General features: G+C 64.6%; 21 protein-coding genes, 1 tRNA gene and 3 pseudogenes. 12 read left to right on the forward strand and 13 right to left on the reverse strand.

The window, feature by feature from the left end; genetic code table 11:
- Window positions 1–52: 52 nt before the first annotated feature.
- Entirely contained in the window at window positions 53–1,729 is a 1,677-nt protein-coding gene (locus ACVWY0_RS03060; RefSeq protein ID WP_485835363.1) for an AMP-binding protein, read from the reverse strand.
- Between the two features lie 104 nt (window positions 1,730–1,833).
- On the opposite strand from ACVWY0_RS03060, the gene ACVWY0_RS03065 reads away from it, so the two are divergent.
- Window positions 1,834–2,112, forward strand: a complete 279-nt coding sequence (locus tag ACVWY0_RS03065) for a putative quinol monooxygenase (RefSeq protein ID WP_485835364.1) — start codon at window positions 1,834–1,836, stop codon at window positions 2,110–2,112.
- Between the two features lie 90 nt (window positions 2,113–2,202).
- On the opposite strand, the gene ACVWY0_RS03070 is transcribed toward ACVWY0_RS03065, so the two are convergent.
- Window positions 2,203–2,646, reverse strand: a complete 444-nt coding sequence (locus ACVWY0_RS03070; protein WP_485835365.1) for a thioredoxin family protein — start codon at window positions 2,644–2,646, stop codon at window positions 2,203–2,205.
- 161 nt (window positions 2,647–2,807) lie between these two features.
- On the opposite strand from ACVWY0_RS03070, the gene ACVWY0_RS03075 reads away from it, so the two are divergent.
- Both ACVWY0_RS03075 and ACVWY0_RS03080 read left to right on the forward strand, forming a co-directional pair.
- Window positions 2,808–3,761 (forward strand): ABC transporter ATP-binding protein, encoded by a 954-nt coding sequence (locus tag ACVWY0_RS03075; protein ID WP_485835366.1) that lies wholly within the window; start codon window positions 2,808–2,810, stop codon window positions 3,759–3,761.
- The gene (locus ACVWY0_RS03080) at window positions 3,758–4,558 is read left to right on the forward strand and encodes an ABC transporter permease subunit (RefSeq protein ID WP_485835367.1); all 801 of its coding nucleotides are present in this window, start codon (window positions 3,758–3,760) and stop codon (window positions 4,556–4,558) included. Before ACVWY0_RS03075 ends, ACVWY0_RS03080 begins: the two co-directional genes overlap by 4 nt.
- 18 nt (window positions 4,559–4,576) lie before the next feature.
- Here the strand turns inward: ACVWY0_RS03080 and ACVWY0_RS03085 are convergent, their stop codons facing one another.
- Window positions 4,577–5,146: an acyl-CoA thioesterase gene (locus tag ACVWY0_RS03085; protein WP_485835368.1), complete on the reverse strand. Its 570-nt coding sequence runs from the start codon at window positions 5,144–5,146 to the stop codon at window positions 4,577–4,579.
- 70 nt (window positions 5,147–5,216) lie between these two features.
- On the opposite strand from ACVWY0_RS03085, the pseudogene ACVWY0_RS03090 reads away from it, so the two are divergent.
- Both ACVWY0_RS03090 and ACVWY0_RS03095 read left to right on the forward strand, forming a co-directional pair.
- Window positions 5,217–5,880 (forward strand): annotated as a pseudogene (locus ACVWY0_RS03090) (potassium channel family protein).
- Window positions 5,881–6,253: 373 nt separating this feature from the next.
- Window positions 6,254–7,237, forward strand: coding sequence for a LysM peptidoglycan-binding domain-containing protein (locus ACVWY0_RS03095; RefSeq protein ID WP_485835369.1), 984 nt, complete (start codon window positions 6,254–6,256; stop codon window positions 7,235–7,237).
- 105 nt (window positions 7,238–7,342) lie between these two features.
- On the opposite strand, the gene ACVWY0_RS03100 is transcribed toward ACVWY0_RS03095, so the two are convergent.
- Both ACVWY0_RS03100 and ACVWY0_RS03105 read right to left on the reverse strand, forming a co-directional pair.
- Window positions 7,343–7,774, reverse strand: a complete 432-nt coding sequence (locus ACVWY0_RS03100; protein WP_463860949.1) for a CBS domain-containing protein — start codon at window positions 7,772–7,774, stop codon at window positions 7,343–7,345.
- Window positions 7,775–7,954: 180 nt separating this feature from the next.
- Window positions 7,955–8,626 carry a hypothetical protein gene (locus ACVWY0_RS03105; RefSeq protein WP_485835370.1) on the reverse strand — a complete coding sequence of 224 codons (672 nt, stop codon included), beginning with the start codon at window positions 8,624–8,626 and terminating at the stop codon, window positions 7,955–7,957.
- Window positions 8,627–9,293: 667 nt separating this feature from the next.
- Between ACVWY0_RS03105 and ACVWY0_RS03110 the strand changes: the two genes are divergently transcribed.
- Entirely contained in the window at window positions 9,294–11,444 is a 2,151-nt protein-coding gene (locus ACVWY0_RS03110; protein WP_485835393.1) for an acyltransferase family protein, read from the forward strand.
- Between the two features lie 465 nt (window positions 11,445–11,909).
- Here ACVWY0_RS03110 and ACVWY0_RS03115 read toward each other — a convergent pair whose 3' ends face one another.
- Window positions 11,910–12,299: a hypothetical protein gene (locus tag ACVWY0_RS03115; protein ID WP_485835371.1), complete on the reverse strand. Its 390-nt coding sequence runs from the start codon at window positions 12,297–12,299 to the stop codon at window positions 11,910–11,912.
- A gap of 21 nt (window positions 12,300–12,320) precedes the next feature.
- Here ACVWY0_RS03115 and ACVWY0_RS03120 point away from each other — a divergent pair, with 21 nt between their 5' ends.
- Complete coding sequence (locus ACVWY0_RS03120) at window positions 12,321–12,905, forward strand: site-specific integrase (RefSeq protein WP_485835372.1); 585 nt, start codon at window positions 12,321–12,323, stop codon at window positions 12,903–12,905.
- Window positions 12,906–12,970: 65 nt separating this feature from the next.
- On the opposite strand, the gene ACVWY0_RS03125 is transcribed toward ACVWY0_RS03120, so the two are convergent.
- Both ACVWY0_RS03125 and ACVWY0_RS03130 read right to left on the reverse strand, forming a co-directional pair.
- Window positions 12,971–13,052 (reverse strand) — tRNA-Tyr (locus tag ACVWY0_RS03125).
- Between the two features lie 182 nt (window positions 13,053–13,234).
- Window positions 13,235–13,489, reverse strand: a complete 255-nt coding sequence (locus tag ACVWY0_RS03130; RefSeq protein ID WP_252598493.1) for a hypothetical protein — start codon at window positions 13,487–13,489, stop codon at window positions 13,235–13,237.
- Between the two features lie 190 nt (window positions 13,490–13,679).
- On the opposite strand from ACVWY0_RS03130, the gene ACVWY0_RS03135 reads away from it, so the two are divergent.
- Window positions 13,680–14,171 (forward strand): YajQ family cyclic di-GMP-binding protein, encoded by a 492-nt coding sequence (locus ACVWY0_RS03135; RefSeq protein WP_485835373.1) that lies wholly within the window; start codon window positions 13,680–13,682, stop codon window positions 14,169–14,171.
- Window positions 14,172–14,346: 175 nt separating this feature from the next.
- On the opposite strand, the gene htpX is transcribed toward ACVWY0_RS03135, so the two are convergent.
- From htpX to ACVWY0_RS03150, 3 genes are all read right to left on the reverse strand, one after another.
- Window positions 14,347–15,213, reverse strand: a complete 867-nt coding sequence (gene htpX / locus ACVWY0_RS03140) for a zinc metalloprotease HtpX (RefSeq protein ID WP_485835374.1) — start codon at window positions 15,211–15,213, stop codon at window positions 14,347–14,349.
- Between the two features lie 63 nt (window positions 15,214–15,276).
- On the reverse strand, window positions 15,277–16,548 hold the full coding sequence (locus ACVWY0_RS03145; RefSeq protein WP_485835375.1) for an MFS transporter: 1,272 nt from the start codon (window positions 16,546–16,548) through the stop codon (window positions 15,277–15,279).
- Between the two features lie 73 nt (window positions 16,549–16,621).
- Window positions 16,622–17,413, reverse strand: a complete 792-nt coding sequence (locus tag ACVWY0_RS03150; protein WP_485835376.1) for an alpha/beta fold hydrolase — start codon at window positions 17,411–17,413, stop codon at window positions 16,622–16,624.
- Between the two features lie 118 nt (window positions 17,414–17,531).
- On the opposite strand from ACVWY0_RS03150, the gene ACVWY0_RS03155 reads away from it, so the two are divergent.
- From ACVWY0_RS03155 to ACVWY0_RS03170, 4 genes are all read left to right on the forward strand, one after another.
- A complete protein-coding gene (locus ACVWY0_RS03155) occupies window positions 17,532–18,293 on the forward strand; it encodes a hypothetical protein (RefSeq protein WP_485835377.1) in 762 nt (253 codons plus the stop codon).
- A 30-nt stretch (window positions 18,294–18,323) separates the two neighbouring features.
- Entirely contained in the window at window positions 18,324–18,809 is a 486-nt protein-coding gene (locus ACVWY0_RS03160) for a Fur family transcriptional regulator (protein ID WP_485835378.1), read from the forward strand.
- Window positions 18,810–18,816: 7 nt separating this feature from the next.
- Window positions 18,817–20,304 carry a catalase gene (locus ACVWY0_RS03165; protein WP_485835379.1) on the forward strand — a complete coding sequence of 496 codons (1,488 nt, stop codon included), beginning with the start codon at window positions 18,817–18,819 and terminating at the stop codon, window positions 20,302–20,304.
- Window positions 20,305–20,441: 137 nt separating this feature from the next.
- A complete protein-coding gene (locus ACVWY0_RS03170; protein WP_485835380.1) occupies window positions 20,442–21,077 on the forward strand; it encodes a DUF2461 domain-containing protein in 636 nt (211 codons plus the stop codon).
- Between the two features lie 56 nt (window positions 21,078–21,133).
- Here ACVWY0_RS03170 and ACVWY0_RS03175 read toward each other — a convergent pair.
- Both ACVWY0_RS03175 and ACVWY0_RS03180 read right to left on the reverse strand, forming a co-directional pair.
- A pseudogene (locus tag ACVWY0_RS03175) lies at window positions 21,134–21,241 on the reverse strand (PfkB family carbohydrate kinase); the annotation flags it as partial.
- Between the two features lie 44 nt (window positions 21,242–21,285).
- A pseudogene (locus tag ACVWY0_RS03180) lies at window positions 21,286–21,834 on the reverse strand (PfkB family carbohydrate kinase); the annotation flags it as partial.
- Window positions 21,835–22,100: the final 266 nt, after the last annotated feature.

Below are 22,100 nucleotides of genomic sequence, written 5' to 3' on the forward strand. Positions count from 1 at the left end.
TCCTTGCCCAAAGAAGTCGAACTATCGGGCGGAAAGTGACCCCGCGTTGGCGTCAGAGGCCCAGACGGGCCACGGCTTCCTCGCGCATCTCCACCTTGCGGATCTTCCCGGAAACGGTCATGGGGAAACTTTCGCGGACGTCCACGTAGCGCGGGATCTTGTAGTGTGCCAGCTTCCCGCGGCAGAAGTCGGCGACGGCGGCCGCGTCCAGCGGGTCCGCGCCGGGCTTGACGATGATGCAGGCCATGAGTTCCTCGCCGTACTTGGCATCGGGCACCCCGATCACCTGCACGTCCTGGATGGACGGGTGGCTGTACAGGAACTCCTCGATCTCGCGCGGGTAGATGTTCTCGCCGCCGCGGATCACCAGGTCCTTGATGCGGCCTTCGATCACCACGTAGCCCTCGTCGTCCATCCGGGCGAGGTCGCCGGTGTGCATCCAGCGGTCGGCGTCGATGGCCTCCGCGGTCCTGTCCGGCTGGTCCCAGTACCCGGCCATCACGGCGTAACCCCGGGTGCACAGCTCGCCGATCTCGCCGCGCTCCAGCACCTCGCCGGTGCCGGGGTCCACGATCTGGCTTTCCAGCCGCGGCATGGTGCGGCCCACGGTCTCGGTGCGATGCTGCAGCGTGTCACCGTTCCGGGTCATGGTGGACACCGGGGAGGTCTCGGTCATGCCGTAGCAGATGGCCACATCCACCATGTGCATCTCCGAGATCACCCGGTTCATTACATCGATGGGGCACACCGATCCCGCCATGACGCCGGTGCGGAGCGTGGCCAGGTCGTAGGAGGAAAAGTCCGGCAGCGCCAGCTCCGCGATGAACATGGTGGGCACGCCGTACAGCGATGTCCCGCCGAAGTCCTGGACCGCCTCCAGCGCGGCCGCCGGGCTGAAGCCGCGCCCGGGGATGATGGTGGCCGCACCGTGGCTGAGGGCTGCCAGATTGCCGATCACCATCCCGAAGCAGTGGTAGAACGGCACCGGAATCACCACCCGGTCGTGCTCGGTGTAGCCCAGCAGCTCACCGATGGAGTAGCCGTTGTTCAGGATGTTGTGGTGCGTCAGTGTGGCGCCCTTGGGGAAGCCGGTGGTCCCGGAGGTGTACTGCAGGTTGATGGGATCGTGCGGGGCCAGCTCCGCCATCCGCGCCTTCAGGCCGGAATGGCCGACGCCGTCAGCCCGTTTGAGCAGCTCGGCGTACGTCAGCTCCGCATCACTTTGGGGGTCACCGGCGTCGAGGCCGTCCATGCCGTAATCCGGCAGGAACACCAGCTCCCGGAGGTCGGGGCAGCCGGCGAGTGCTTGGCGGGCCATCCCCACGTAATCGCTGTTCCGGTCCGACGGTGCCGCCACCAGCATCCGCATGCCGTTCTGCTTCACCACAAACTCCAGCTCGTGGCTCCGGTAGGCCGGGTTCACGTTGACCAGGATGGCACCGGCTTTAGCCGTGGCGTACTGCAGCAGGGTCCACTCGGCGCAGTTCGGGCTCCAGATGCCCACCCGGTCCCCCTTGGCCACCCCCGAGGCGAGCAGTGCACGCGCGAGGCGATCGACGTCGTCGTTCATTTTCGTGTAGCTCCAGCGGCGGGCGTCAGCGCCCGGGACCGGCGCGGCCTCGATCAGCGCGTCGTGGAAGGGGAACCGGGCCACCACCCGTTCAAAGTTCCGGCCGATGGTTTCCTCGAGGAGCGGGACGTCAGTGTCCCCGGCTGTGTAAGCGCGCATGGTGGCACGCTACCAACAGGAGCCGGGCAAGAGAAGCGCAACAGGAGGGTGTCCGCGCGTAAACAGGGCGGGCGTGTATGCCGAGTCCCGGTATTGTGAAATCCATGAGTGCACCCATCGACCTGCAGGCAACGTTCATCCCCAACGACGGCGAGTTCTTCCGTGTGAAGCTCGCCCTGGAAATCGCCATCGACGAGGTGGTCAACGAAGCTGGCTGCATCCGCTACGAGCTGACCGAAGCCACCGAAGAGAAGCTGGTCCTCACCGAACAGTGGGAATCCGAGGAACTGCTGGCGAAGCACTCCAAGGGCACCGCCGTCCAGGACCTGAACGAATCCCTCAGCGCGCTGCTGGCCGAACCCGTGCAGATGGACCGTCTGTAACCCTCCGCAAACCACAACGCGGGGTCACATTTCGCCCAAAGAACCGAAGTTATTGGGCGAAATGTGACCCCGCGTTGTTTTAAGAAAGGATTACAGGTCGGGGATCTGCGAACCGTCCTGCGGACCCGAGCTCTTGCTGACGGCCGGGTTGCTTTCCGCGGCCGCTGCCGCTTCTGCCTGGGAGCGCGCCACATGGGCGTGAACCTCGTCCATGTCCAGGGCCTTGACCGCGTCAACAACCTGCTCCAGCTGCTGGGCGTTCAGGGCACCCGGCTGGGAGAAGACGAGTACTTTTTCGCGGAACGCCATCAGGGTGGGGATGGACGTGATGCCGGCCTCCGCGGCGAGCTGCTGCTGGGCTTCGGTGTCCACCTTCGTGAACAGTACGTCGGAATGCTTCTCCGACATGGCGCTGTACGTTGGCCCGAACTGCTTGCAGGGACCGCACCATTCAGCCCAGAAGTCCACCAGGACAATGTCGTTGCCTTCGATGGTCGATGCGAACTGTTCACCTGTGATATCTACGGTAGCCATGCCTTCAACGGTACGCGAGGCGCAGGCCGATGTCCCGGCCGGGTGCGCCCTGTTCGCTCCCCGCGTCATCGGGAATATCCGGTGCGGGGCCGTGTACACCGGGCATTGTGAGGCCTACCCTTGGGGTCATCAGCCGCTGACTGCCGCACACAGGAGGGTTTATGGCCCAGGCTATCTCCGCCCGGTCCCTCACCAAAAAATTCGGCCGGCGCGAGGTGCTCCACGGGGTGGATTTCAGCGTCGAGGCAGGCTCCGTGTTCGGTGTGATCGGCCCGAACGGCGCCGGCAAGACCACCACCATGCGCTGCCTGCTGGACATCATCCGCCCCACGTCCGGGGAGGTCCGCGTCCTGGGCAAGGACCCCCGGGCGGGCGGTCCGGAGCTCCGCCGGCGGATCGGCTACCTTCCGGGCGAGCTGTTCCTCGAGGGCCGGGTCACGGGCCGGAAACTCCTGGCCCACTACCAGGCCATCAGCGGTCCGGTGGCCCCGGGCAGGATCGATGCGCTGGCCGAACGGCTGGGCCTGGACCTGGACAGCCACACCCGCAAGCTGTCCAAGGGCAACAAGCAGAAACTGGGCCTGGTCCAGGCGTTTATGCACGATCCCGAACTCCTGGTCCTCGATGAGCCCACCAGCGGCCTGGACCCCCTGGTGCAGCAGGAGTTCCACGCCATGATGCGGGAGGCGCAGCACAAAGGCCAGACGATCTTCCTCAGCTCCCACGTCCTCAGCGAGGTCCAGCAGACCGCTGACACCGTGGCGATCCTCCGGGACGGACGGATCATCGCCGTCGAGTCCGTGAGCGGGCTTCGGGAAGGTGCGGTGCGCCAGGTCCGGTTCACCGCGAACGGAATAACAGCGCACGACGCCGGCGCGCTGCTGGGTGGGGTACCCGGCGTCGGGCACGTTGAGGTGCTGGAGTCCGGCGGCAGCATCACCCTTTCGGCCACCGTGGAGGGGGCCATCCAGCCGCTGGTCAGGGCCCTGGGCACCCTGGAGCTGACCGACCTGGTGCTGGAGGAACCGGATCTTGAGGAGTCGGTGCTCAAGATGTACTCAACTCCTGCAGCCACGGACCCGGCATTGTCCGGCACGGCGGAGGCCGAGCGATGAGCACCACCCTGCCGCTGTTCCGCCGAGCCTTCTTTGATTCCTGGCGCTCCACGGCGGCGTGGGCCGCCGGCCTGGCCGCCGCCACGTTCCTCTATCTGCCGCTGTACCCGTCCATCGGCGGGAGCGCGCAGATGCAGGACATGATCGACGCCCTCCCGGCCGAGATGACCAAGGCGCTGAACTACGACCAGATCGCCACCGGTCCCGGGTACAGCCAGGCCACGCTGTTCGGGCTGATCGGCTTCCTGCTGATGACCATCGCATCGGTGGGGTGGGGCGCCGCCGCGGTGGGCGGGGACGAGGAATCCGGCCAGCTGGAACTGACCCTCGCGCACGGGGTGACCCGCGTCCAGGTGGTGCTGGAACGAGCGCTGTCCCTGTTCCTGCGGGTAGTGCTGCTCGCGGCCTTCGTTTTTGTGCTGGTCCGGCTGCTCAATGATTCGGCCCAGCTGAATATCCGGCCCGAGAACCTCTTCGGCGCAGCGGTGCTGTTCGCCGGGCTGGCACTGCTGAGCGGAACGGCCGCGCTCTGCGCCGGGGCCGTGTCCGGCAGGCGGACGTACGGACTGGCCGCGGGCGCCGCCGTCGGCGTTTTCGGTTACGTCTTCAACGCCGTCGGCCGGCAGAGCGCGGACGTCGAGTGGCTGCTGGACCTGAGCCCCTACCACTGGGCTTACGGGAATTCCCCGGTGGCCAACGGCGCGGACTGGGCCGCGGCAGGGTGGCTCTGGGGAATTTCGGCGGCGCTGGTGGCCGTGGCCGCGTTCGCGGTGAACAGGCGCGACGTCGGCACGTAGCTTCCGGGTGACCGGCGCTCAGGCCTTGGGTTGCCGGGTAAGGCTGTCCCATACGTGGGGAGCCGGCGTCCGGCTGCCGGGCAGGGCGTTGGTCTCACGCCATTCGTGGATCCATTCGGGCAGCACCAGGTCCGCCGGGGGCTGGCCGAACGCGCGCAGGATCTCCTCCTGGCTGACCGGCCTGCCCTTGTTGACCAGGCGGGTGGCGATGTAGGCACGCGCGTAAATCTCGCCGTCGGACACCATGCGCTGCTCAAAGTAGATAGCCTTGGCATCCAGGCCGATGATCTTTGTTTCGATGGTGTACTGCTGCCACAGCTGCAGCGACTTCCGGAAGGCGATGGTCTCCCCCGCCGCCACCGGGCTCCAGCCACGCCGGCGCATCGTCTTCCACACGCCGCTGCGGACCATGAGGTCGAACCGGCCCAGGTCCATGAGGGAAAAGTACATGCCGTTGTTGACGTGCATGGCGATGTCGATGTCGGTGGGCAGGACACGCAGCGGCAGGGACGACGCGTCCCATATGGTCAGTGCGGAGCGGCGGGCGGACGTGAACAGCATCAGGAGGGTTCGCAGAAGCAGGTGCATCCTCCAATGTTACCCATCAGTAACTTGCTGGCAAGTCCGTAGGTCCGGCCCGCCACGTAGGATGTGGCGCATGACGCAACAACGCTACCGGGACCTCGCCGAGTGGCCCCTGATGGGGACGGCACTGGTTTTCCTGGCGGCGTACGCGTGGCAGGTGATTGGCCGCGTCGAGGGCAGCGGCGCGGAATGGCTTGAGACGGTGCTGTGGCTGACGTGGGGTACTTTCGCCCTCGACTACGCCGCGAACCTGTGGCTGGCCACGGACCGCCGCCGCTGGTTTATCTGGAACCTGCACGAACTCCTGATCGTGGCCCTTCCGTTCTTCCGCCCGCTGCGCCTGCTCCGGCTGGGTCACGCTTCTTTCAGTGCTGCACCGAACTATCGGCGAGACCCTCAGGGGCCGGGTGGTCACGTATGTGGCCGGATCGGCGGCGCTGCTGGTCTTTGTGGGTGCGCTGGCGGTGCTGGACGTGGAACAGTCGGCCTCCGACGCCAAGATCCTGACGTTCGGCGATGCTCTCCGGTGGGCCATCACCACCATCACCACGGTGGGTTACGGCGACACGTACCCCGTGACGCCGATCGGCCGGCTGGTGGCCTCGGCGCTGATGTCCACGGAAGCTGCCGCGGAGTCCGTGGAGGAACCCTTGCGGGCAGAGCTCGCCGGCCTGGCCACGGAGATCGCTGCGCTGCGGCGCGAAGTGGCCGAGCTCAAGGACCGCCCCTCGTTGTAGGAATGTCCCGGTAGAAATGTCCAGCGGGGCAGACGGCTGGAGACCGAGTAGTCGCCGCCGCGGGGCCAAGTATTCGGCGGAAAAATTCAGGTAACGCCTACTCGTGCAGTGCCTGGCGCAGCTTCCTAGACTCGAAATTCCTAGGGCCAAACAAAGTTGCCGGCGCATCCTCCGAGCTGGGGTGGATGATGCCGCTTCATAGCGGGGCATCCGTATCTTCTGGGTATGCGGGCGCTCCCATCATGCGCGCTTTCCGTGCGCGGTTCCGTCATAGACCGGCACCGCGCAGCGCATCACTCCTCGATCCGTCCTGCACTGGAACTCGCGGCACCACTGCCGCCCTGTTGCCGGACCGACCTGCGATGGGCCACCCATGTTCCAGTTGACCGCACCTGCTTCCGAACTACCCCGCCGAAATTTCGAAACCGACGTCCCGCGGGCCGATCTCCTGGCACCGGGGCGCAGGCCGATCAGCAACAAGCTGTGGGCCGGCATGGCCACCGCCGCCGTGATTTCCGCTTTCGGCGTCGGCGCGTTGGCCGGCCCCGTCCCCACAGCAGAGTTGTCCGCGCCACCGGAGGCCATCACGACGGCGGCGTCGCCAGTTGTGCGCGTGACCCGGCCTTTGGCCGCGGTTCCCCTGGATGCGCCCTATGTTGGGGGCGTCGAGTTTGGCAGCGCGGGAGCTGGCACCGCTCAACCGGAGGTCGCAGAAGCTGCGGTGCCTGCGGCGCCGGCCGAGGCTCCCCCACCACCAGCCGCCGAACCTGCTCCGGCACCCGCGGGCGACCCCAACCTCTACACAGTTGTCCCCGGCGATACGGTGGGTGGGATCGCCGCCAGGTACGGCGTTGACACGAACGCGATGCTGGCCGCCAACGGGCTCGGCTTTTACAGCATCATCGTCCCGGGTCAGACGCTGAAGCTGACGGGACCCGCCGTCGAGGTTTCCGCCCCGGCACCGGCGCCGGCTGTTGCTGTTGCTCCGGCCTACGTCCCCGCCCCGGCGCCGGTCCAGGCCGCGCCCGCTGTCCGCACCATCTACGTCGCGGGCGCAGGCGGACAGGCCATGCTGGACGCCTGCATCGGGCCCATCCACTACACGCCAAACGACGGCTACTCGCTTTTCATCACGGAGCACGATTTCTGCGGCGGGTGGGCGCGTTTCTCCGGCATCGGCGTGGGCGAAACCGTCAGCATTCCGGGCTACGGGACATACACGGCGACGGCCCGAGGCCAGGTCCCCAACCCGGGAACCACCAACGATGTCATCGCGGTATTCGGCGGATTCCCCCGGGCCATCTTGCAGACCTGCATCCCGGGGACCAACCAGATGCTCCTGATCGCCCTGAACTAGGCTCTGGTCCGGCCGGGTTTCGCGGTCCAGCATTTCCGTAGCTTGTTCGCGGTTCCGAACCTTAAGGCAAGGAGCCGCGAACAAGGCCATGCGGGAATTGTCTGACTATGCAGACATCGGGTGGCGTTCCGAAATGTGCTCCACCAGTTCGCCCACGCGCTCCTCGGTGTAGTTGCGCGCGATGTCGCCCTGGCTGATGATGCCGACCAACTTATGGTCGGCGATGACCGGGAGCCGCCGGATTTGGTGCCTTTCCATGATGTCGATGGCGGCATCAACATTGGCATCGGCGTCAACCCAGTGAGGGCTGCCTGTGGCGAGGTCGCGGGCCAGCATCTCGCGTGGATCACGGCCGGCAGCAACGCACTTGAGCACGATGTCGCGGTCGGTGATCATGCCCTTCAACTTGCCGTCATCGCCGCAGATCGGCAGCGATCCGCAGTCCAGATCCATCATCATCCGGGCGGCATCTGCGAGGGACTGATGCTCCTTAATACACTGTGCATCCGTGGTCATAAATTCACGTACAACGCTCATTGGTTCTCCTTCATCGATTGATGTATCGACACAGGGCATCGGGGGCACGTGCGCCGATGTTGCCAGCCTACGCCGGGGCCAAGGCTGATGTCGACGACGGTTTCTCCCCTGTTTCCCGCCGGCCCGCCAAGGCTCCCCCTCGAGTGGTCAACTCCCCTGCACCCGCGCCAAAGAGTGCCGCTAGTTACGGATATTGGTTTCGATATATCGGGTGAGCCATTCTTGAAGCTGCGCAGTGTCCCAGCTGGGTGTGGCAACGAGGAGTACTTCGCGGTCTTCGCGGACGACGCCGGTGATCCCGTCCTCCTTCGCGAGGGTTTTGACCAGCCGGTCCACCTCCCGGGAGTACTCGTTGGCGATGTCCTCCCGCAAAGACACCTCAAGCTCCCGCCCGCAGAGTGCGTCTTCGCCTAGGTCCTCGACCTCGATAAGCGGTTCGTCCTCAACGACTGTTTCCTCGTCATTACCGTTCAGCTGCTTGATGGCGGCGGCGGCCATGCGAGCCAGCTTGTCATCATCTGAGGGGAGCCGCCCGCTGGCTTGTCCTCGGGCAAGGCCTGGAACCAGGTCAGCCAGTGGAACCTCCTGGTTGTCGTGCACGAGCACTGGGTGGTTCTGCCAGATGTAGGACTTGATCCGGTTGTAGCCGACCCGCCATTCCGCTCTGGGTGCTCCTTGCTCCACGACGCTGCACAGGTAGGAGATAACCCCATCGATGATGGCAATTGACTCTGGCGACAGGGTCGGCTCTATGCCAATGTCGTAGCGGAGCCACGACGGGCCGGTCGAGGTATCAGACTCAGCGGTTTCCGCCGTTCGCTCAGGTACTCGACTCGCACCTTCGCTGAGCACGCAACGACGATTCCGTCGCACGAGATATTGAAGTTGCAGGACGCGGTTTCCTTGCAGCGTTTCTCTCCAGGTCCGCAGCTTGCTGGCGGATTCCCTAAGGGACATTTGTTGCCGCAGCTGCACTTAGGAGCCAATGGGCTGAGGTTGCTCCCTTGCACAGCGCCCGCGAGAGCCGCGGTAAGAACGCTGTTCCCCTGAATGCTGCCGCCGCAGATCTGCGTTTGCGCTTCCTGACCCTTGGCAACCGCGTCTCCGGGTGGCGCCGACGACCCGGTTACTCCGACGGCTGCGAGGGCTGAGATAAGAGTTGCTCCCGATGCCAAGCGACGAACACTGTTTATGACTTGCTCACGATTTCCATAGGTCAGACGATAAGGGACCGGGACTCAGTGGGTCCGGTCCACGGGGCGGGTGAGCGTACTGGTATTTACGCCCGCAGCAGCGCGGATTGAAGCGGACTTTCGACGCCGATCGAGGCGAGCAAGTCGGGTCAGCATCAAGCTGGAGGCGCCCGATTTCTGAGAAAATTGCCGGGCGAGGTCAAGAATTTTTGCCCACTTCACGACCGCACGCCTATCTTCGGGGAAATGCATTGATTCTGGCCGCAAAGAGCGCTACTGTCGGCCGCACGAGCCGGTAAGAGACGTCGGGCCAAAGGGGCGACATGATGCATCTGGCCAGTGGATTGCTCAATGGAAACCACCTTGACGCGCGTAAACCCCGACGCCGTCTGCTAACGAGTAAGCGTGCCACGAAGGGAGCCGATCGCTCTTCATCCGTTCCACGCACGTTCCGTCCGGACATAGAGGGTCTTCGCGCGATCGCAGTTCTACTGGTCGTGCTGGACCATGTAGGCGTGCCGGCGCTGCAAGGAGGCTACGTCGGTGTCGACGTCTTCTTCGTGGTCTCCGGCTTCCTCATCACCGGCCTCCTGCTCAAAGAAGCTGAACGGGGTAGGCGGATCTCCCTCTTGTGGTTCTATGCACGACGGGCTCGGCGAATCCTGCCTGCCGCGACTCTTGTCCTCGCCGTCACAGTAGTCTCATCCTTCGCTTTGATCGGCGGTACGAGTGCTGCTCGAACCGCCGAAGACGGGCAATGGGCCGCGCTTTTCGCCAGCAATTTTCGCGAAACCTCACAAGGGACGGACTACTGGGCCAGCGACCTTTCTCCATCCCCGTTACAGCACTATTGGTCCCTGGCCATCGAAGAGCAGTTCTACCTGTTATGGCCAGCCTTAATGATGGCGGTCGCTGCGATCGGATGGAGAGTTCCGCTACGCACGCGACTGACGGTTCTCCTCGCTGTCACGATTGCAGTCTCCCTTATGTGGTCGGTGTACGCGACGACGGAGAACGCGAGTGCGGCCTACTTCTCTCCCTTGACGAGGACCTGGGAACTTGCGGCTGGCGCAATTCTTGCCGTGCTCACACCGACGATCATGCGGCTGCCGGTTTTTCTTGCTGCCGTTACGAGTGTGTCCGGACTCATCGCGATTGCGGCAGCAGCGCTCACGCTGGACGAGTACACCAGGTACCCAGGGTCCGCTGCTATTCTTCCGGTTGGCGGAACGGTTCTTGTGATAATCGGCGGGACAATCACACCGAAGCGAGGAGCCGAAGTGCTCCTGCAGTGTCGACCTCTGCAATGGCTTGGCAAGCTCTCTTATTCCCTGTACCTGTGGCACTGGCCCGTGCTGATCCTCCCCGCGGCATCGCTCGGGACCGAACTGGCGATGACCACCAAGCTTGCCTTTGTCGGTGTGGCGCTGGCCTTGTCTGTCGTTACCTTCAAGTATGTGGAATTGCCCGTACGGAACTCCAACTGGCTCAAGGCCCGCCGGCCGTCAGTCAGCGTGGCTTTCGGCGCCGCACTGGTGGCGCTATCACTTGGCCTCACGAGCAATCTGGTGTCGATCCTGCCCAAGCCTTCCCCCACAGACAAAGTAGGCGATTTTGCAGTTGCCCCTGGCAGTGACCTACCGACGGCTGACGAAGTGGCAAAGGCCGTGGCTGACAGCGTAAACGTCGCAGGGTGGCCGCCGGAGCCGCCTGTTGGGAGATTCCTCTTCAACCAACATGCCTGTATAAGGGGCCTAGATGCCCCAACAGGTAAAGTCACATGCAGTTATGGTGACGCCAGCGGCGGCGAGACAGTGGTGGTTTATGGCGACTCGCACGCTCAGATGTGGGAAAGTCCGCTCGGCGTGACAGCCACTGAACTTGGGCGGCGCTTCGAAGTCTTTTCGATGTTCTCGTGTCCGCCAGCCGACTTTTCGGTCTACAACGCGAAGCGCAAGGGTGATTATCCCGAGTGCAAGGCATTCCGTGCTGACTCGCTGGCGAAGATCGAGGCACTTCACCCGAGCGTCGTCCTCATCTCGGGTCAGCGCCAGGGTACTTGGCTTGAGAAGGATGGGCGCCCTGACAAAGAAAACACGGAGGCCGCCTGGGAGGAGGGTCTCGCCTCGACCATAAAGTCATTGAGCGCGATAAGTGATCGTGTGGTGGTGATCGGGGACATCGCGTACTCGGAAAAGGATCCCGAGGACTGCGTCACATCGAATTCCGACGACGTCCGTCGCTGCCACACTCAGCGGAGTTACGCGGTGGACACCGAACACAATGAGATGGAGAAGCGCGTCGCCGAGGCCGGTGGCGCGGAATACGTGGACGTTGTTCCGTGGTTGTGCGCGGAGGATGTCTGTCCCGCGGTTGTCGCGGGATATGCAACCCATAAGGATGCTCAGCACATCTCCACCAACTACGCCCTGTGGTTGCGTCGGTCTCTTGCTGAGGCGGCCGCCTTGCTTCCCTGATGTGGCGTCAGCAGCGTTGTGCGCGCCGCCGGTGGGTTGGCGTTTGGGTGTCAAGCAAGCCTCCGTAACGAAAAGGGCGGCCTGTGACCGATACATGCGCCGCACTGGCAGAAGCACGTCTTCGTCAACGGGGGATGCCTGACCACGCGGTTCAAAAATGGGCTTTCTCAGGGGCCTGGTCCCGATGGTGAAATATCTCTTCATCTGAAGGAGCCAAGATCAATATCAACAAAAATCGACTGTAGTCTTTCCATTCGTCCGTTGGTCAGCGGTAGGCAGACGTGGCGGGCTCTAATACTTTCTAAGTGCTTTAAAACCGACGCGACCATTGACTCGGCTTTGTTATTAACAGGGCGGCGTCAGCGGCGAGCGCATGCCCTCGACCCGTCGGCAGGAAGCCAGGGCCAGATGAACAGAGACCAGATGTTGGCCCCAGATGCCGGTTCTTTCCCCAGCGGTGATGGCCTAGGTGCAGCACAATACCAGGAGGGCGCACGGGCGGCACAGCTCGGCTGCCCGTTGCTGGAGACGATGGTCTTCGGCCATCCATTCGGTCCCTCCGTTGCATGGCAGCGTGGCTCGGACCTGGGCGTTCATGAGGGCGCTGAACTCGGGCACGCTGGCCGCGGTGTCCTTGAATCGGCGGGGATTAGTCACGAGGGCCCCGATTGGGTTGTGGCGGGATTCCCGGGAGTGGATGGTGGGGTTGTAGGCGGACCAGTCCATCGGCAGTCCGGCGAGGGTTGCCGCTAAGGCGAAGGCGCCGTTGGGTAGGTAGAGTCCTTCGGTGTTCCGCTCGTAGACGTGCTTCCAGTAGTAGGTGGAGCGGTCGTCCTGGACGCCGCCACTGAGCACCGGCTGGGCGCACTGTTTGAGGTGGCCATCCTCTCCGGTATGCGCCGCGGGGAACTGTGCGGCCTCCGCTGGCAGGACGTAGACCTTGCCGCCCGCCGCCTGGTTGTCTGTGTGCAGCTTGTACAGGTAGGCAAGGAAGTAGTGGAGGGCACAATCAAAACGGATGCCGGACAGGACCGCGTGGCCGCACTGTCAGACCGGGCCGTCGCCGCTCTTCTGACGTGGCAGTTCCAGCAGGGGCAGGAACGCGAGGCATGGGGAGACGCCTATCAGGACTCGGGCCGCGTGTTCACGTACGAGGACGGCAGCCAGCTCCGCCCGGGCTACCCGTCCAAACTCTTCGAGCTGACGGTGGAGAAGCTGGGCCTCCCGCACATGCGCTTCCATGACCTCCGCCACCTCCACGCGTCTCTAATGCTGGCCTCGGGGCAGGACATGGCCATTGTGTCCAAGACCATGGGACACAGCAACAGCCAGATCACCCGCGACCTGTACGCGCACATGGTGGGAGACGCCGCCCACAACGCCGCGGAAGGTGCGTCCTCACTGCTGCCGATGTCAAAGAAAAGCCAAGGTGTGCTCACAAGTGTGATCACCGGGAAGTAAAAAAGACCCGCCCGCACCTCCGAAGAGATACGAACGGGTCTAAATTCCCCTAGAATCCGGGGCGGTGGCAGATGAGGGATTCGAACCCCCGTAGGCGTTGCCAGCTGATTTACAGTCAGCCCCCTTTGGCCGCTCGGGTAATCTGCCGAACTTCAAAAAGAAGATCACCCCCGGCTGCAGTGTTCAGAACGTCCGTTTCCGGGCCGTTCCGCTTCCAGTAACCGCGGGCAAGACAACTTTACAGAACTTCTGCCGAAGAATCGAATCGAGGCGGTAGACCCCTGAAAACGCCGCCAAAAGTGCTGCAATTCCGCGGAAAAACCGGGGACTTAGGCGTCGCCGAGAATCCGTCCGGCCAGCTTGGCCTCGAACTTCACGGCCTGTTCCTCGGTGATCTGGTTCAGCTGGACGGCCCGCAGCAAGTCCGCGTGCACACCGTCCATGCGTGACGAGGCGTCCGGCACCGGGCTGAACACGATGGAGGCAGCGATCGCTGCTGCGGCAACTGAGGTCGCGGCGGTGGCGACGGCGCCGGCGGCTGCGGCGGTGGATCGGGTGACATAACGAACGGCGTTGTGTTGCATGGCTTTCCCTTCGACCTACTTCCAACTCGTTCAACTCTGCGCTGTCCGGCTTCGTTCCCGCAGTGCGTCCGCTGTGAGGGAACTGTGAATGCGGAACAAGCCACGGCCGGGGCATCCGTATTAGGCTGGAATGCAGAGATCCACGCCCTGCAGAGCCAATGTCAGGGCAACCACCGGCACAAGGAGAATCATGGCAGGCGAGTCAACGTTCGACGTCGTAAGCAAAGTGGACAAGCAGGAAGTGGCCAACGCGCTGAACCAGGCACAGAAGGAACTGGTCCAGCGCTACGACTTCAAGGGCGTCGGCGCCGATGTCGACTTCAGCGGCGAGAAGATCCTGATGAAGGCGAACTCGGAGGAACGCGTCCTGGCCGTGCTGGACGTCCTCCAGTCCAAGCTGATCCGCCGCGGCATCTCCCTGAAGTCCCTGGACACCGGCGAGCCGTATGCATCCGGCAAGGAATTCCGCCTGGAAGCCTCCATCAAGGAAGGCATCGAGCAGGATCTGGCCAAGAAGATCAACAAGCTGATCCGCGACGAGGGTCCCAAAGGCGTCAAGTCCCAGATCCAGGGCGACGAACTCCGCGTCTCGTCCAAGTCCCGCGACGACCTGCAGTCTGTCATGGCGCTGCTGAAGGACTTCGACGAGGCGGACCTGCAGTTCGTCAACTTCCGCAGCTAGCCACCAGGCCTTCGTTTTCGAGGCGCAAAAATTCTATCGCTGGCAAAATACGCCGCCGCTACCTGAATGCGGGTAGCGGCGGCGTTTTTGCGTGTCACGGTTGATTTTCAGTGTCGCCAAAGGTGTCGCCAAATAAGGAAGTACGACGGCGGCGCCCGGGTCGGTCAGTCAGCCTTTAGTTCAGCGGCCGGCCGGCAATCCGTTCCAGCCGGGCGATCCGCTCCTTCATGGGCGGGTGCGTGGCGAACAGCTTGGTCATCGCCCCGCCGCGGAACGGGTTGGCGATCATCAGGTGCGAGGTGTTGACCAGCTTCTGCTCCTGCGGCAGCGGCGCGATCCGCACTCCCTGCTCGATCTTGCGCAGGGCTGAGGCGAGCGCCAGCGGATCGCCAGTGAGCTCCGAACCGTCCTCGTCGGCGTCGTACTCCCTGGTCCGGGAGATGGCCAGCTGGATCAGGGACGCGGCAAACGGCGCCAAAAGCGCCATCGCCAGCATGGCCAGCGGGTTGGAGTTGCGCCGGTCGCCGCCGAAGAACAGCAGCATCTGGCCCACGGACGTGATGACGCCGGCCACCGCGGCTGCCACCGAGGACGTGAGGATGTCCCGGTTGTACACGTGCATCAGCTCGTGCCCCAGGACCCCGCGCAGCTCGCGGGCATCCAGCAGCTGCAGGATCCCTTCGGTGCAGCACACGGCGGCGTTTTTGGGATTCCGGCCGGTGGCGAACGCGTTCGGGTTCATGGTGGGTGAGAGGTAGATGCGGGGCATCGGCTGGTTGGCCCGGACGGAGAGCTCCCGGACAATCTGGTAGAGCTGTGGCGCCTGGGCCTCCGTGACGGCGTAGGCCTGCATGGAACGGATGGCGATCTTGTCGCTGTTCCAGTAGCCGTACGCGGTGGTGGCCACGCCGATCAGGGCCATGATCCAGATGGGCGCTGAGCTCCGGGTATTGATCCCGATCAGTCCGCCCAGGCCCAGGAGCACCGCCCACAGGACGCCGAAGAGCGCCGCAGTTTTCAGGCCGTTGTAATGCTTGTGCACGTCCACTCCTCCACGTCGCCCTGACAAAGTTGCCCCGACAAGTTGCCCCAACAAGGCATGGCCCTATGGCACCGGGTCGCGGGCATCGTACTGCCGGAAGCCCGGCTGCAGCTGTGCCGCCAGCCAAGCCACCGCGATGCACAAAACCCCGCCCAGAAGCAGGACCCAGCCCTCACTGAGAATCTTAGTCCCGCCGCCTGCCAGCAGGTCACCCACGCGCGGCCCACCGGCCACCACCACAATGAAGACCCCTTGGAGCCGTCCGCGCAGGTGGTCCGGCGCAGCGGCCTGCAGGATGGTGTTGCGGAAGACGGCACTGATGGAGTCGGCGATTCCGGCCAGGGCACAGCACAAAGCCGCCGGGACCAGCCAAACTGTGGCCCCGCCGTCGTCCGTCCGTCCTGCCAGGAGAACCACCACACCGAAGCCCGCAATCGAGGCGCCCCAGCCCATCACCGACCACACCACGGCACTCCCCTGCCACCGGACCTGGCCGAGTGGCCCCGAAAACAGGCCGGCCAGGAACGCGCCCACCGCGCTGGAGGCCAGCAGGATGCCCACCGTGGTTTCGCCGCCGCCGATCATCAGCGCACCGATTGCCGGCATCAGCGCGCGCGGCTGGGCCAGGATCATGGCCACGAGGTCGATGATGAAGGTCATCCGCAGGTTGGGCCGGGTGCCCAGGAACCGGAACCCTTCGATGACAGACCGGATCCCGGCCCGCCCGGCACTTCCTGAGGGAGGCATGGATGGGAGCCTGAAGACTGCCCAGAGCACAAACGCGAAGCTGATGAAGTCGATGGTGTAGGTCCAGCCGAAGCCCACCCACGCCACCAGCACCCCCGCCAGCAGGGGTCCCACCGTCAAGGCCAACCCGAACGACATCATGCTGAGCGCGTTGGCCGCGGGAAGCAGTTCCTTGCGGATAAGCGTGGGGATGATGGCGCTGCGCGCCGGCTGGTTGATGGCCTGGGCGCCGCTTTGCAGCGCCACCAGGAGGTAGAGAATCCAGACGTTTCCCAGCTGCAGCCAGGACTGCAGCGCGATCAGGCCGGTGGTCAGCCACAGGACGGACGTTGCCAGGAGCGCCACCGTGCGGCGGTTGTGGGAGTCGGCGATGGAGCCGCCCAGCAGGCCGCCGAACACCAGCGGCACCAGCGCAAACACACCCAGCAGTCCCACATAGAAACTGTCCTGCGTGAGCCTGTACACCTCCAGGCTCACGGCCACCAGCGTGAGCTGGCTCCCCACGGCCGAGACGGCGGAACCCAGCCAGAGCCGGCGGAAGGCCGGGCTCTCCCGGAGCGGTGTGATATCGGCCAGCAGTTTCCCCACCCTGCAACCCTAATAGGGCATCCATCTTCACTGGACCGCGTCGCCCCGGTCGGGGAAGCCGAGGGACCCGTCGTCAGCTGGACAGCGACGAACGCGGGGTCCTGAGGCAGAAGTTTCGAATCTCCTTGCCGAATGCCTCCGGGTTTTCCAGATTGCTCACGTGCCCTGCCTTGGGGATGAGCGCAAGCCGTGAGCCGGCAATTTCCTTGAGCAACGCGTGGGCAACAGCGATCGGCGATCGTTCGTCTGACTCACCCCACAGCAGCAGCGTGGGAACGGATATTGTCGGCAGGATGTTCCGGGTGTCCACAGCGGATGCCTTGGCCATCAGCCGGAAGCCGGAGGGGTGGAAACCGCGCATGATGCCCGCCAATTCCTCGAAGCCTTGCGGATTCGGGGAACGGCTGAACATGGATGGAAGATACTTCGCTACAAAGTCCTCCGGCGGCAACGTGGCATCCCGAAGGCAGGCGGCCAGTCGCTCTCGGGGAAGGGGATGGGGAAGTGAGCCATTCCATCCGGCGTAGGTGCCGGCCAGGATCAGCGACTCCACGAACGCGGAGTGACGCCTGTAGAACTCCTGCGCCAAAATCCCTCCCCAGGACAGGCCAAGAATGTGTGCCCGCTCAAGCCCGGCAGAACGGAGGCACGCCGCAAGGCAATCCGCCCAGTCCGCCAGCCCGAAGGGGTCTGGAGGATCGGAGGAGCGGCCTGCACCGGGAGCATCCCAGGCGAAAACTGTGAACTGCCCCTGCAGGGTCTCGATCTGAGGCCTCCACACGCGTGAATCGTGGGAGAAGCCATGCAGCAGCACCAGCACCGGCCCCTCACCGACCCGTTCGTAGGCCACCGACAGGCCTTTCACGTCAACGCGAAACAACGTGTCACCGGTTCATAGCTACCCGAGGCGGAGCCCATATGGTCAGTGTAGGCCCGTCGGGCCATGCGCTTGGTATCCTCAGGCGGGGGAAAGGAGTTGGCTTATGAATGTGTCCAGGCGGCTGCTATTTGCCTCTGCTTTCTGGGAGGTTGCCCGGCCCAGGACGGCCCTGAACGCCGGCCATCTCCTGATCCGGCTCACGAATCCGGCCATGGCCTTCGATCTCCGCTCCGCCGCCGACTGGCTGCGCTGCCACAACATAGCCCGGCAGGCCCTCGCCGAGGTTCTGGGCGCCAGCCGCTGCACGGTGGTGTTTGCGCACCAGTGGCACCCCATCGGGGCGGCCATCGGCGAGCCGGAGGCTGAGTCCTCCACCCCCGCGTTCCATGTGTTCGGGCGCTGGGACGCCGAGCCGGTCACGCCCGGCGAACAGCTGCGCCTTCCGGTTCAGCGCCGGGTGCCGGCCGGCGCGGAAGTGCTCAAAGAGTACGACGGCGGCCTCCGCGCTTCCCTGCACCGGCTGGCTGTGGAGCGCCCGGCAAAGCCGGCCCCGCCGGTGGACGACACCCTCCCGGAACTCACTGCCAGGGCCCCGAAATTCAAGGCCGGTGCGCACCACACGGTGCTCGCGCCGGTGCTGCCGCCGGCGCCGGGCGACGGCCTGACACCCGGTCACATGCTGGCGCTGGCCGCCGCCGTCCAGGGCCTGACAGCCCGCCCCGGCGTGACCGGGCTGAGCTGTGTGGTGCCGGAGCCAGGACCAGGCGGCCTGGAAGTCCATGCCATGGGCCGCTCGGCAGGAGAATCCCGCAACCCCATGCAGGAATTCCTGGATCTGCCGAAGGTAAGCCAAGCCTTATTGTGATCGACTCATAATAAGTGCTTCAATAGAAGCATGACGGAACACTTTGGCGGCCACGATGCATGGGCTGCCGCCCTGCGTGCCCACGGCCGCCGGGTGACCAAACAGCGACTCGCCGTGCTGACCGCCGTCGAACATCACCCGCACTCCCCTGCGGAGAGCATCCTCGCCGCCGCGCGCACCGAACTTCCGGAGCTGACCGCGCAATCGGTGTACGTAGTCCTCGGAGACCTGACCGATCTGCACATGCTGCGCCGCTTCGAGCCGCCGCATTCCCCCGCCCTGTACGAGACCCGCGTCGGTGACAACCACCACCACGCCATCTGCATCAGCTGCGGCCGCGTGGAGGACGTCGAATGCGCCGTCGGGCACGCGCCCTGCCTCACGCCGCACTGGGATGCGAACTCCAAGCCGATGACCATCCAGATCGCCGATGTGATGTACCAGGGCATCTGCCAGGACTGCCAAGCGTCCCAAAAACTTCCGTCTGAACGTCCCTCACAAGTAATCGAGAAATAGGAGAAAAATGACTGCGAACATCTCTACAACCCAGTCCGGCGCGCCCGTCACCTCTGACGCACACGCACAGTCCGTCGGCGCCGACGGCGCCATCATCCTCACGGACCACTACCTGATCGAAAAGCTCGCCCAGTTCAACCGCGAGCGCGTGCCGGAGCGCGTAGTGCACGCCAAGGGCGGCGGCGCGTTCGGTACGTTCAAGGCCACCTCGGACATCTCCAAGTACACCAAGGCCGCGTTCCTGCAGCCGGGCGTTGAGACCGAGATGCTGATCCGTTTCTCCTCCGTCGCCGGCGAGAACGGCTCCCCGGACACCTGGCGCGACCCCCGCGGCTTCGCCGTCAAGTTCTACACCTCCGAGGGCAACTACGACCTCGTGGGCAACAACACCCCCGTCTTCTTCATCCGCGACGGCATCAAGTTCCCGGACTTCATCCACTCCCAGAAGCGCCTCCCGGGCACCCACCTGCGCGACGCCGACATGCAGTGGGACTTCTGGACCCTGTCCCCCGAGTCCGCACACCAGGTCACCTGGCTCATGGGCGACCGTGGCCTGCCGGCATCCTGGCGTGAAATGCAGGGCTACGGCTCGCACACCTACCAGTGGATCAACGCCGCGGGCGAGCGCTTCTGGGTCAAGTACCACTTCAAGTCCAACCAGGGCGTCAAGACCATCTCCGGCGACCAGGCCGAAGAGCTGGCCGGCTCAGACGCGGACTTCTACATCCGCGACCTGCAGGACAACATCGCCGAGGGCAACTTCCCGTCCTGGGAACTGCACGTCCAGGTCATGCCGTACGAAGACGCCAAGGGCTACCGCTTCAACCCGTTCGACCTCACCAAGGTGTGGCCGCACTCGGACTACCCGCTGATCCACGTGGGCACCATGGAGCTGAACAAGAACCCGGAGAACTACTTCGCGCAGATCGAGCAGGCCACCTTCGCGCCGTCGAACTTCGTGCCGGGCATTGCCGCTTCCCCGGACAAGATGCTGCAGGCCCGCATCTTCTCCTACGCCGACGCACACCGCTACCGCGTGGGCACCAACCACGCGCAGATCCCGGTGAACCAGCCGAAGAACCAGGTCAACAACTACAGCCAGGACGGCGCCGGTCGTTACCACTTCAACGCCCCGTCCGTACCGGTTTACGCCCCCAACTCCTTCAACGGCCCCGCGGCAGTTGAGCCGGCTTCGCCGGCCGGCGGCTGGGAGAACGACGGCGAGCTCACGCTCTCCGCGCACTCCCTGCACGCCGAGGACGGCGACTTCGGCCAGGCCGGCACGCTGTACCGCGAGGTGTTCGACGACGGCGCCAAGGCCCGTCTGCTGGACACCATCACCGGTGCGGTGGGCGGCGTGAAGAACGCCGAGATCAAGGAACGCGCCATCCAGTACTGGACCAACGTGGATGCCGAACTCGGCGCCAAGCTGCGCGCCAACCTGGGTGCGGGCTCCACTGACTCCGGCGCCGAGGCCGCCAACAAGATCGGATAGCCTTTCTGCCCTGTGGTGCAACGTCCGCCCCGTCACGGTTTCCGTGGCGGGGCGGACGTGTTTCCACAAAGCTCCTGTTTCCACATAGGTGCCTGCTGCTCTGGCCGGGGCTGCCCGGTGGTACCTAGGATCACTGCATGAGTACATTCCAGGGCATCCCTGCAGGGGCATTCGCGTTCTATGCCGAACTTGAGCACAACAACAACCGGGAGTGGTGGCTGGGGCACAAGGACAGCTACAACACCCTGGTGCGGGAACCGGTCACCGAGCTGCTGGCCGAACTGGAGCCGAGGTTCGGGCCGGGCAAGATCTTCCGGCCCAACCGGGATATCAGGTTCTCCCAGGACAAATCGCCCTATAAGACTGCCCAGGGAGCATTCGCGTCGTCGCAGGAAGGCGTGGGATATTACGTCCAGGTGAGCGCCGAGGGGCTGCTGGTGGGCGGCGGCTGCCACACCAGTACGCCGGCCCAGCTGGCCCGCTTCCGGAACTCCGTGGACGCGTCCGGGACCGGCGAATCGCTGCGGCACATCGTGGAGACCGTGGCTGCCGCGGGCTTTGCGGTGGAGGGCGAAAAGCTCAAGACAGTGCCGCGCGGTTTCGACAAGGACCATCCCCGGGCGGAGCTGCTGAAGCACAAGTCGCTGTCCGCCGGCATCGAGCTGGGCCAGCCGGAGTGGCTGGATTCACCGGCTGCGGCGCAGGAAATCGCGGCGCTGTGGGACCGGCTGCGGCCCTTGGTGGACTGGGTCGGCCGGCACGCGGCGCCCTGACGCCGGACTTCCTGTAGATGGGATATCTCCCTATACGACCGGGGCACGGCCAGCAGGTCCGAGATGTAGCCTGCCACAAAAGCGTCGCCGGCCCCCACTGTGTCGATGGCGTTGACGCGGACTGATCCTGCGCGTATTCCACTCCGTCCATCACCGCGGCACAGCCTGCGGCACCGCGCTTGATGACCGCCTGGCCCGGCCCCAGGGCAGCGATCCGGCCGGCAAGCTCCAGGGAGTCGTCGGACTTTCCCACCGCGATGGCGGCTTCGTCGTCCCCGGCGAACACGATGTCTGCCTGGGCGATGAAGTTCCGGAAAACGTCACAGGCTTCGTCGGCGGACCACAGCGCGGCGCGGTAGTTGAGGTCGAACGAGACCAGGTGCTGGCTTCTCGGGCAACCTCCAGCGCATATTGCGCCGCCTGGGCTGCCTCCGGCGAAAGCGCGGGAGTGATGCCCGTGAGGTGCAGCAGCCGGGCGTTGGCAATCCGCTCGGCCGGGGTGTCCTCCCGGGCCCGCCGGGAGCCCCGCGCTTCCGGACCGGTAGTACCAGACCTTGAGCTGGTCCATGGTGCGGCGCTCTTTGATCATGAGGCCGGTGGGTGCCGACTCGTCCCGCAGGGGGAACCCGATGCCCTCGGCGGCGAGCTCACGCAGGACGAGTTCACCGAGGCTGTCGTTGCCTACACGGCCAACCCACGTTAGGGAGGTGCCCAAACGCCGCAGGGCGATGGCAAAGTTGCTCTCCGAGCCGCCCATGCCAAGGCTGAGCGAGGACACCTGGGCCAGCGGACCAGGTTCAAGCACGACTAAATAGGCTTATCGGCAAGATCACAACAGAGCAACATCGCGGATGCACGAAAGAGGCACCCGGCCACCAAAGGGTGCCCGGGTGCCTCCGTCTTGTGCGCAGTTTTGCAGCCGCCCAGCCTAGGTGCGTGGGTCGGTAATTGTTTGAGGGTTCCTCAGGTTTGAGCCGTAACGGCCCGAGGCCGGTTTCCTTGTCTTGGAAAGGGGCCGGCCTT

Source organism: Arthrobacter sp. UYNi723 (assembly GCF_054057635.1).

Excerpts from the sequence above, each read along its gene's own strand:
- ACVWY0_RS03155 (WP_485835377.1), top strand. The coding sequence starts at position 17,532 with ATGAATGTGTCCAGGCGGCTGCTATTTGCCTCTGCTTTCTGGGAGGTT.
- ACVWY0_RS03065 (WP_485835364.1), top strand. The coding sequence starts at position 1,834 with ATGAGTGCACCCATCGACCTGCAGGCAACGTTCATCCCCAACGACGGC.
- ACVWY0_RS03060 (WP_485835363.1), bottom strand. The coding sequence starts at position 1,729 with ATGCGCGCTTACACAGCCGGGGACACTGACGTCCCGCTCCTCGAGGAA.
- ACVWY0_RS03100 (WP_463860949.1), bottom strand. The coding sequence starts at position 7,774 with ATGAGCGTTGTACGTGAATTTATGACCACGGATGCACAGTGTATTAAG.
- ACVWY0_RS03085 (WP_485835368.1), bottom strand. The coding sequence starts at position 5,146 with ATGCACCTGCTTCTGCGAACCCTCCTGATGCTGTTCACGTCCGCCCGC.
- ACVWY0_RS03110 (WP_485835393.1), top strand. The coding sequence starts at position 9,294 with ATGCATCTGGCCAGTGGATTGCTCAATGGAAACCACCTTGACGCGCGT.
- ACVWY0_RS03135 (WP_485835373.1), top strand. The coding sequence starts at position 13,680 with ATGGCAGGCGAGTCAACGTTCGACGTCGTAAGCAAAGTGGACAAGCAG.
- ACVWY0_RS03070 (WP_485835365.1), bottom strand. The coding sequence starts at position 2,646 with ATGGCTACCGTAGATATCACAGGTGAACAGTTCGCATCGACCATCGAA.
- ACVWY0_RS03080 (WP_485835367.1), top strand. The coding sequence starts at position 3,758 with ATGAGCACCACCCTGCCGCTGTTCCGCCGAGCCTTCTTTGATTCCTGG.
- ACVWY0_RS03075 (WP_485835366.1), top strand. The coding sequence starts at position 2,808 with ATGGCCCAGGCTATCTCCGCCCGGTCCCTCACCAAAAAATTCGGCCGG.
- ACVWY0_RS03095 (WP_485835369.1), top strand. The coding sequence starts at position 6,254 with ATGTTCCAGTTGACCGCACCTGCTTCCGAACTACCCCGCCGAAATTTC.
- ACVWY0_RS03160 (WP_485835378.1), top strand. The coding sequence starts at position 18,324 with ATGACGGAACACTTTGGCGGCCACGATGCATGGGCTGCCGCCCTGCGT.
- ACVWY0_RS03165 (WP_485835379.1), top strand. The coding sequence starts at position 18,817 with ATGACTGCGAACATCTCTACAACCCAGTCCGGCGCGCCCGTCACCTCT.
- ACVWY0_RS03170 (WP_485835380.1), top strand. The coding sequence starts at position 20,442 with ATGAGTACATTCCAGGGCATCCCTGCAGGGGCATTCGCGTTCTATGCC.
- ACVWY0_RS03130 (WP_252598493.1), bottom strand. The coding sequence starts at position 13,489 with ATGCAACACAACGCCGTTCGTTATGTCACCCGATCCACCGCCGCAGCC.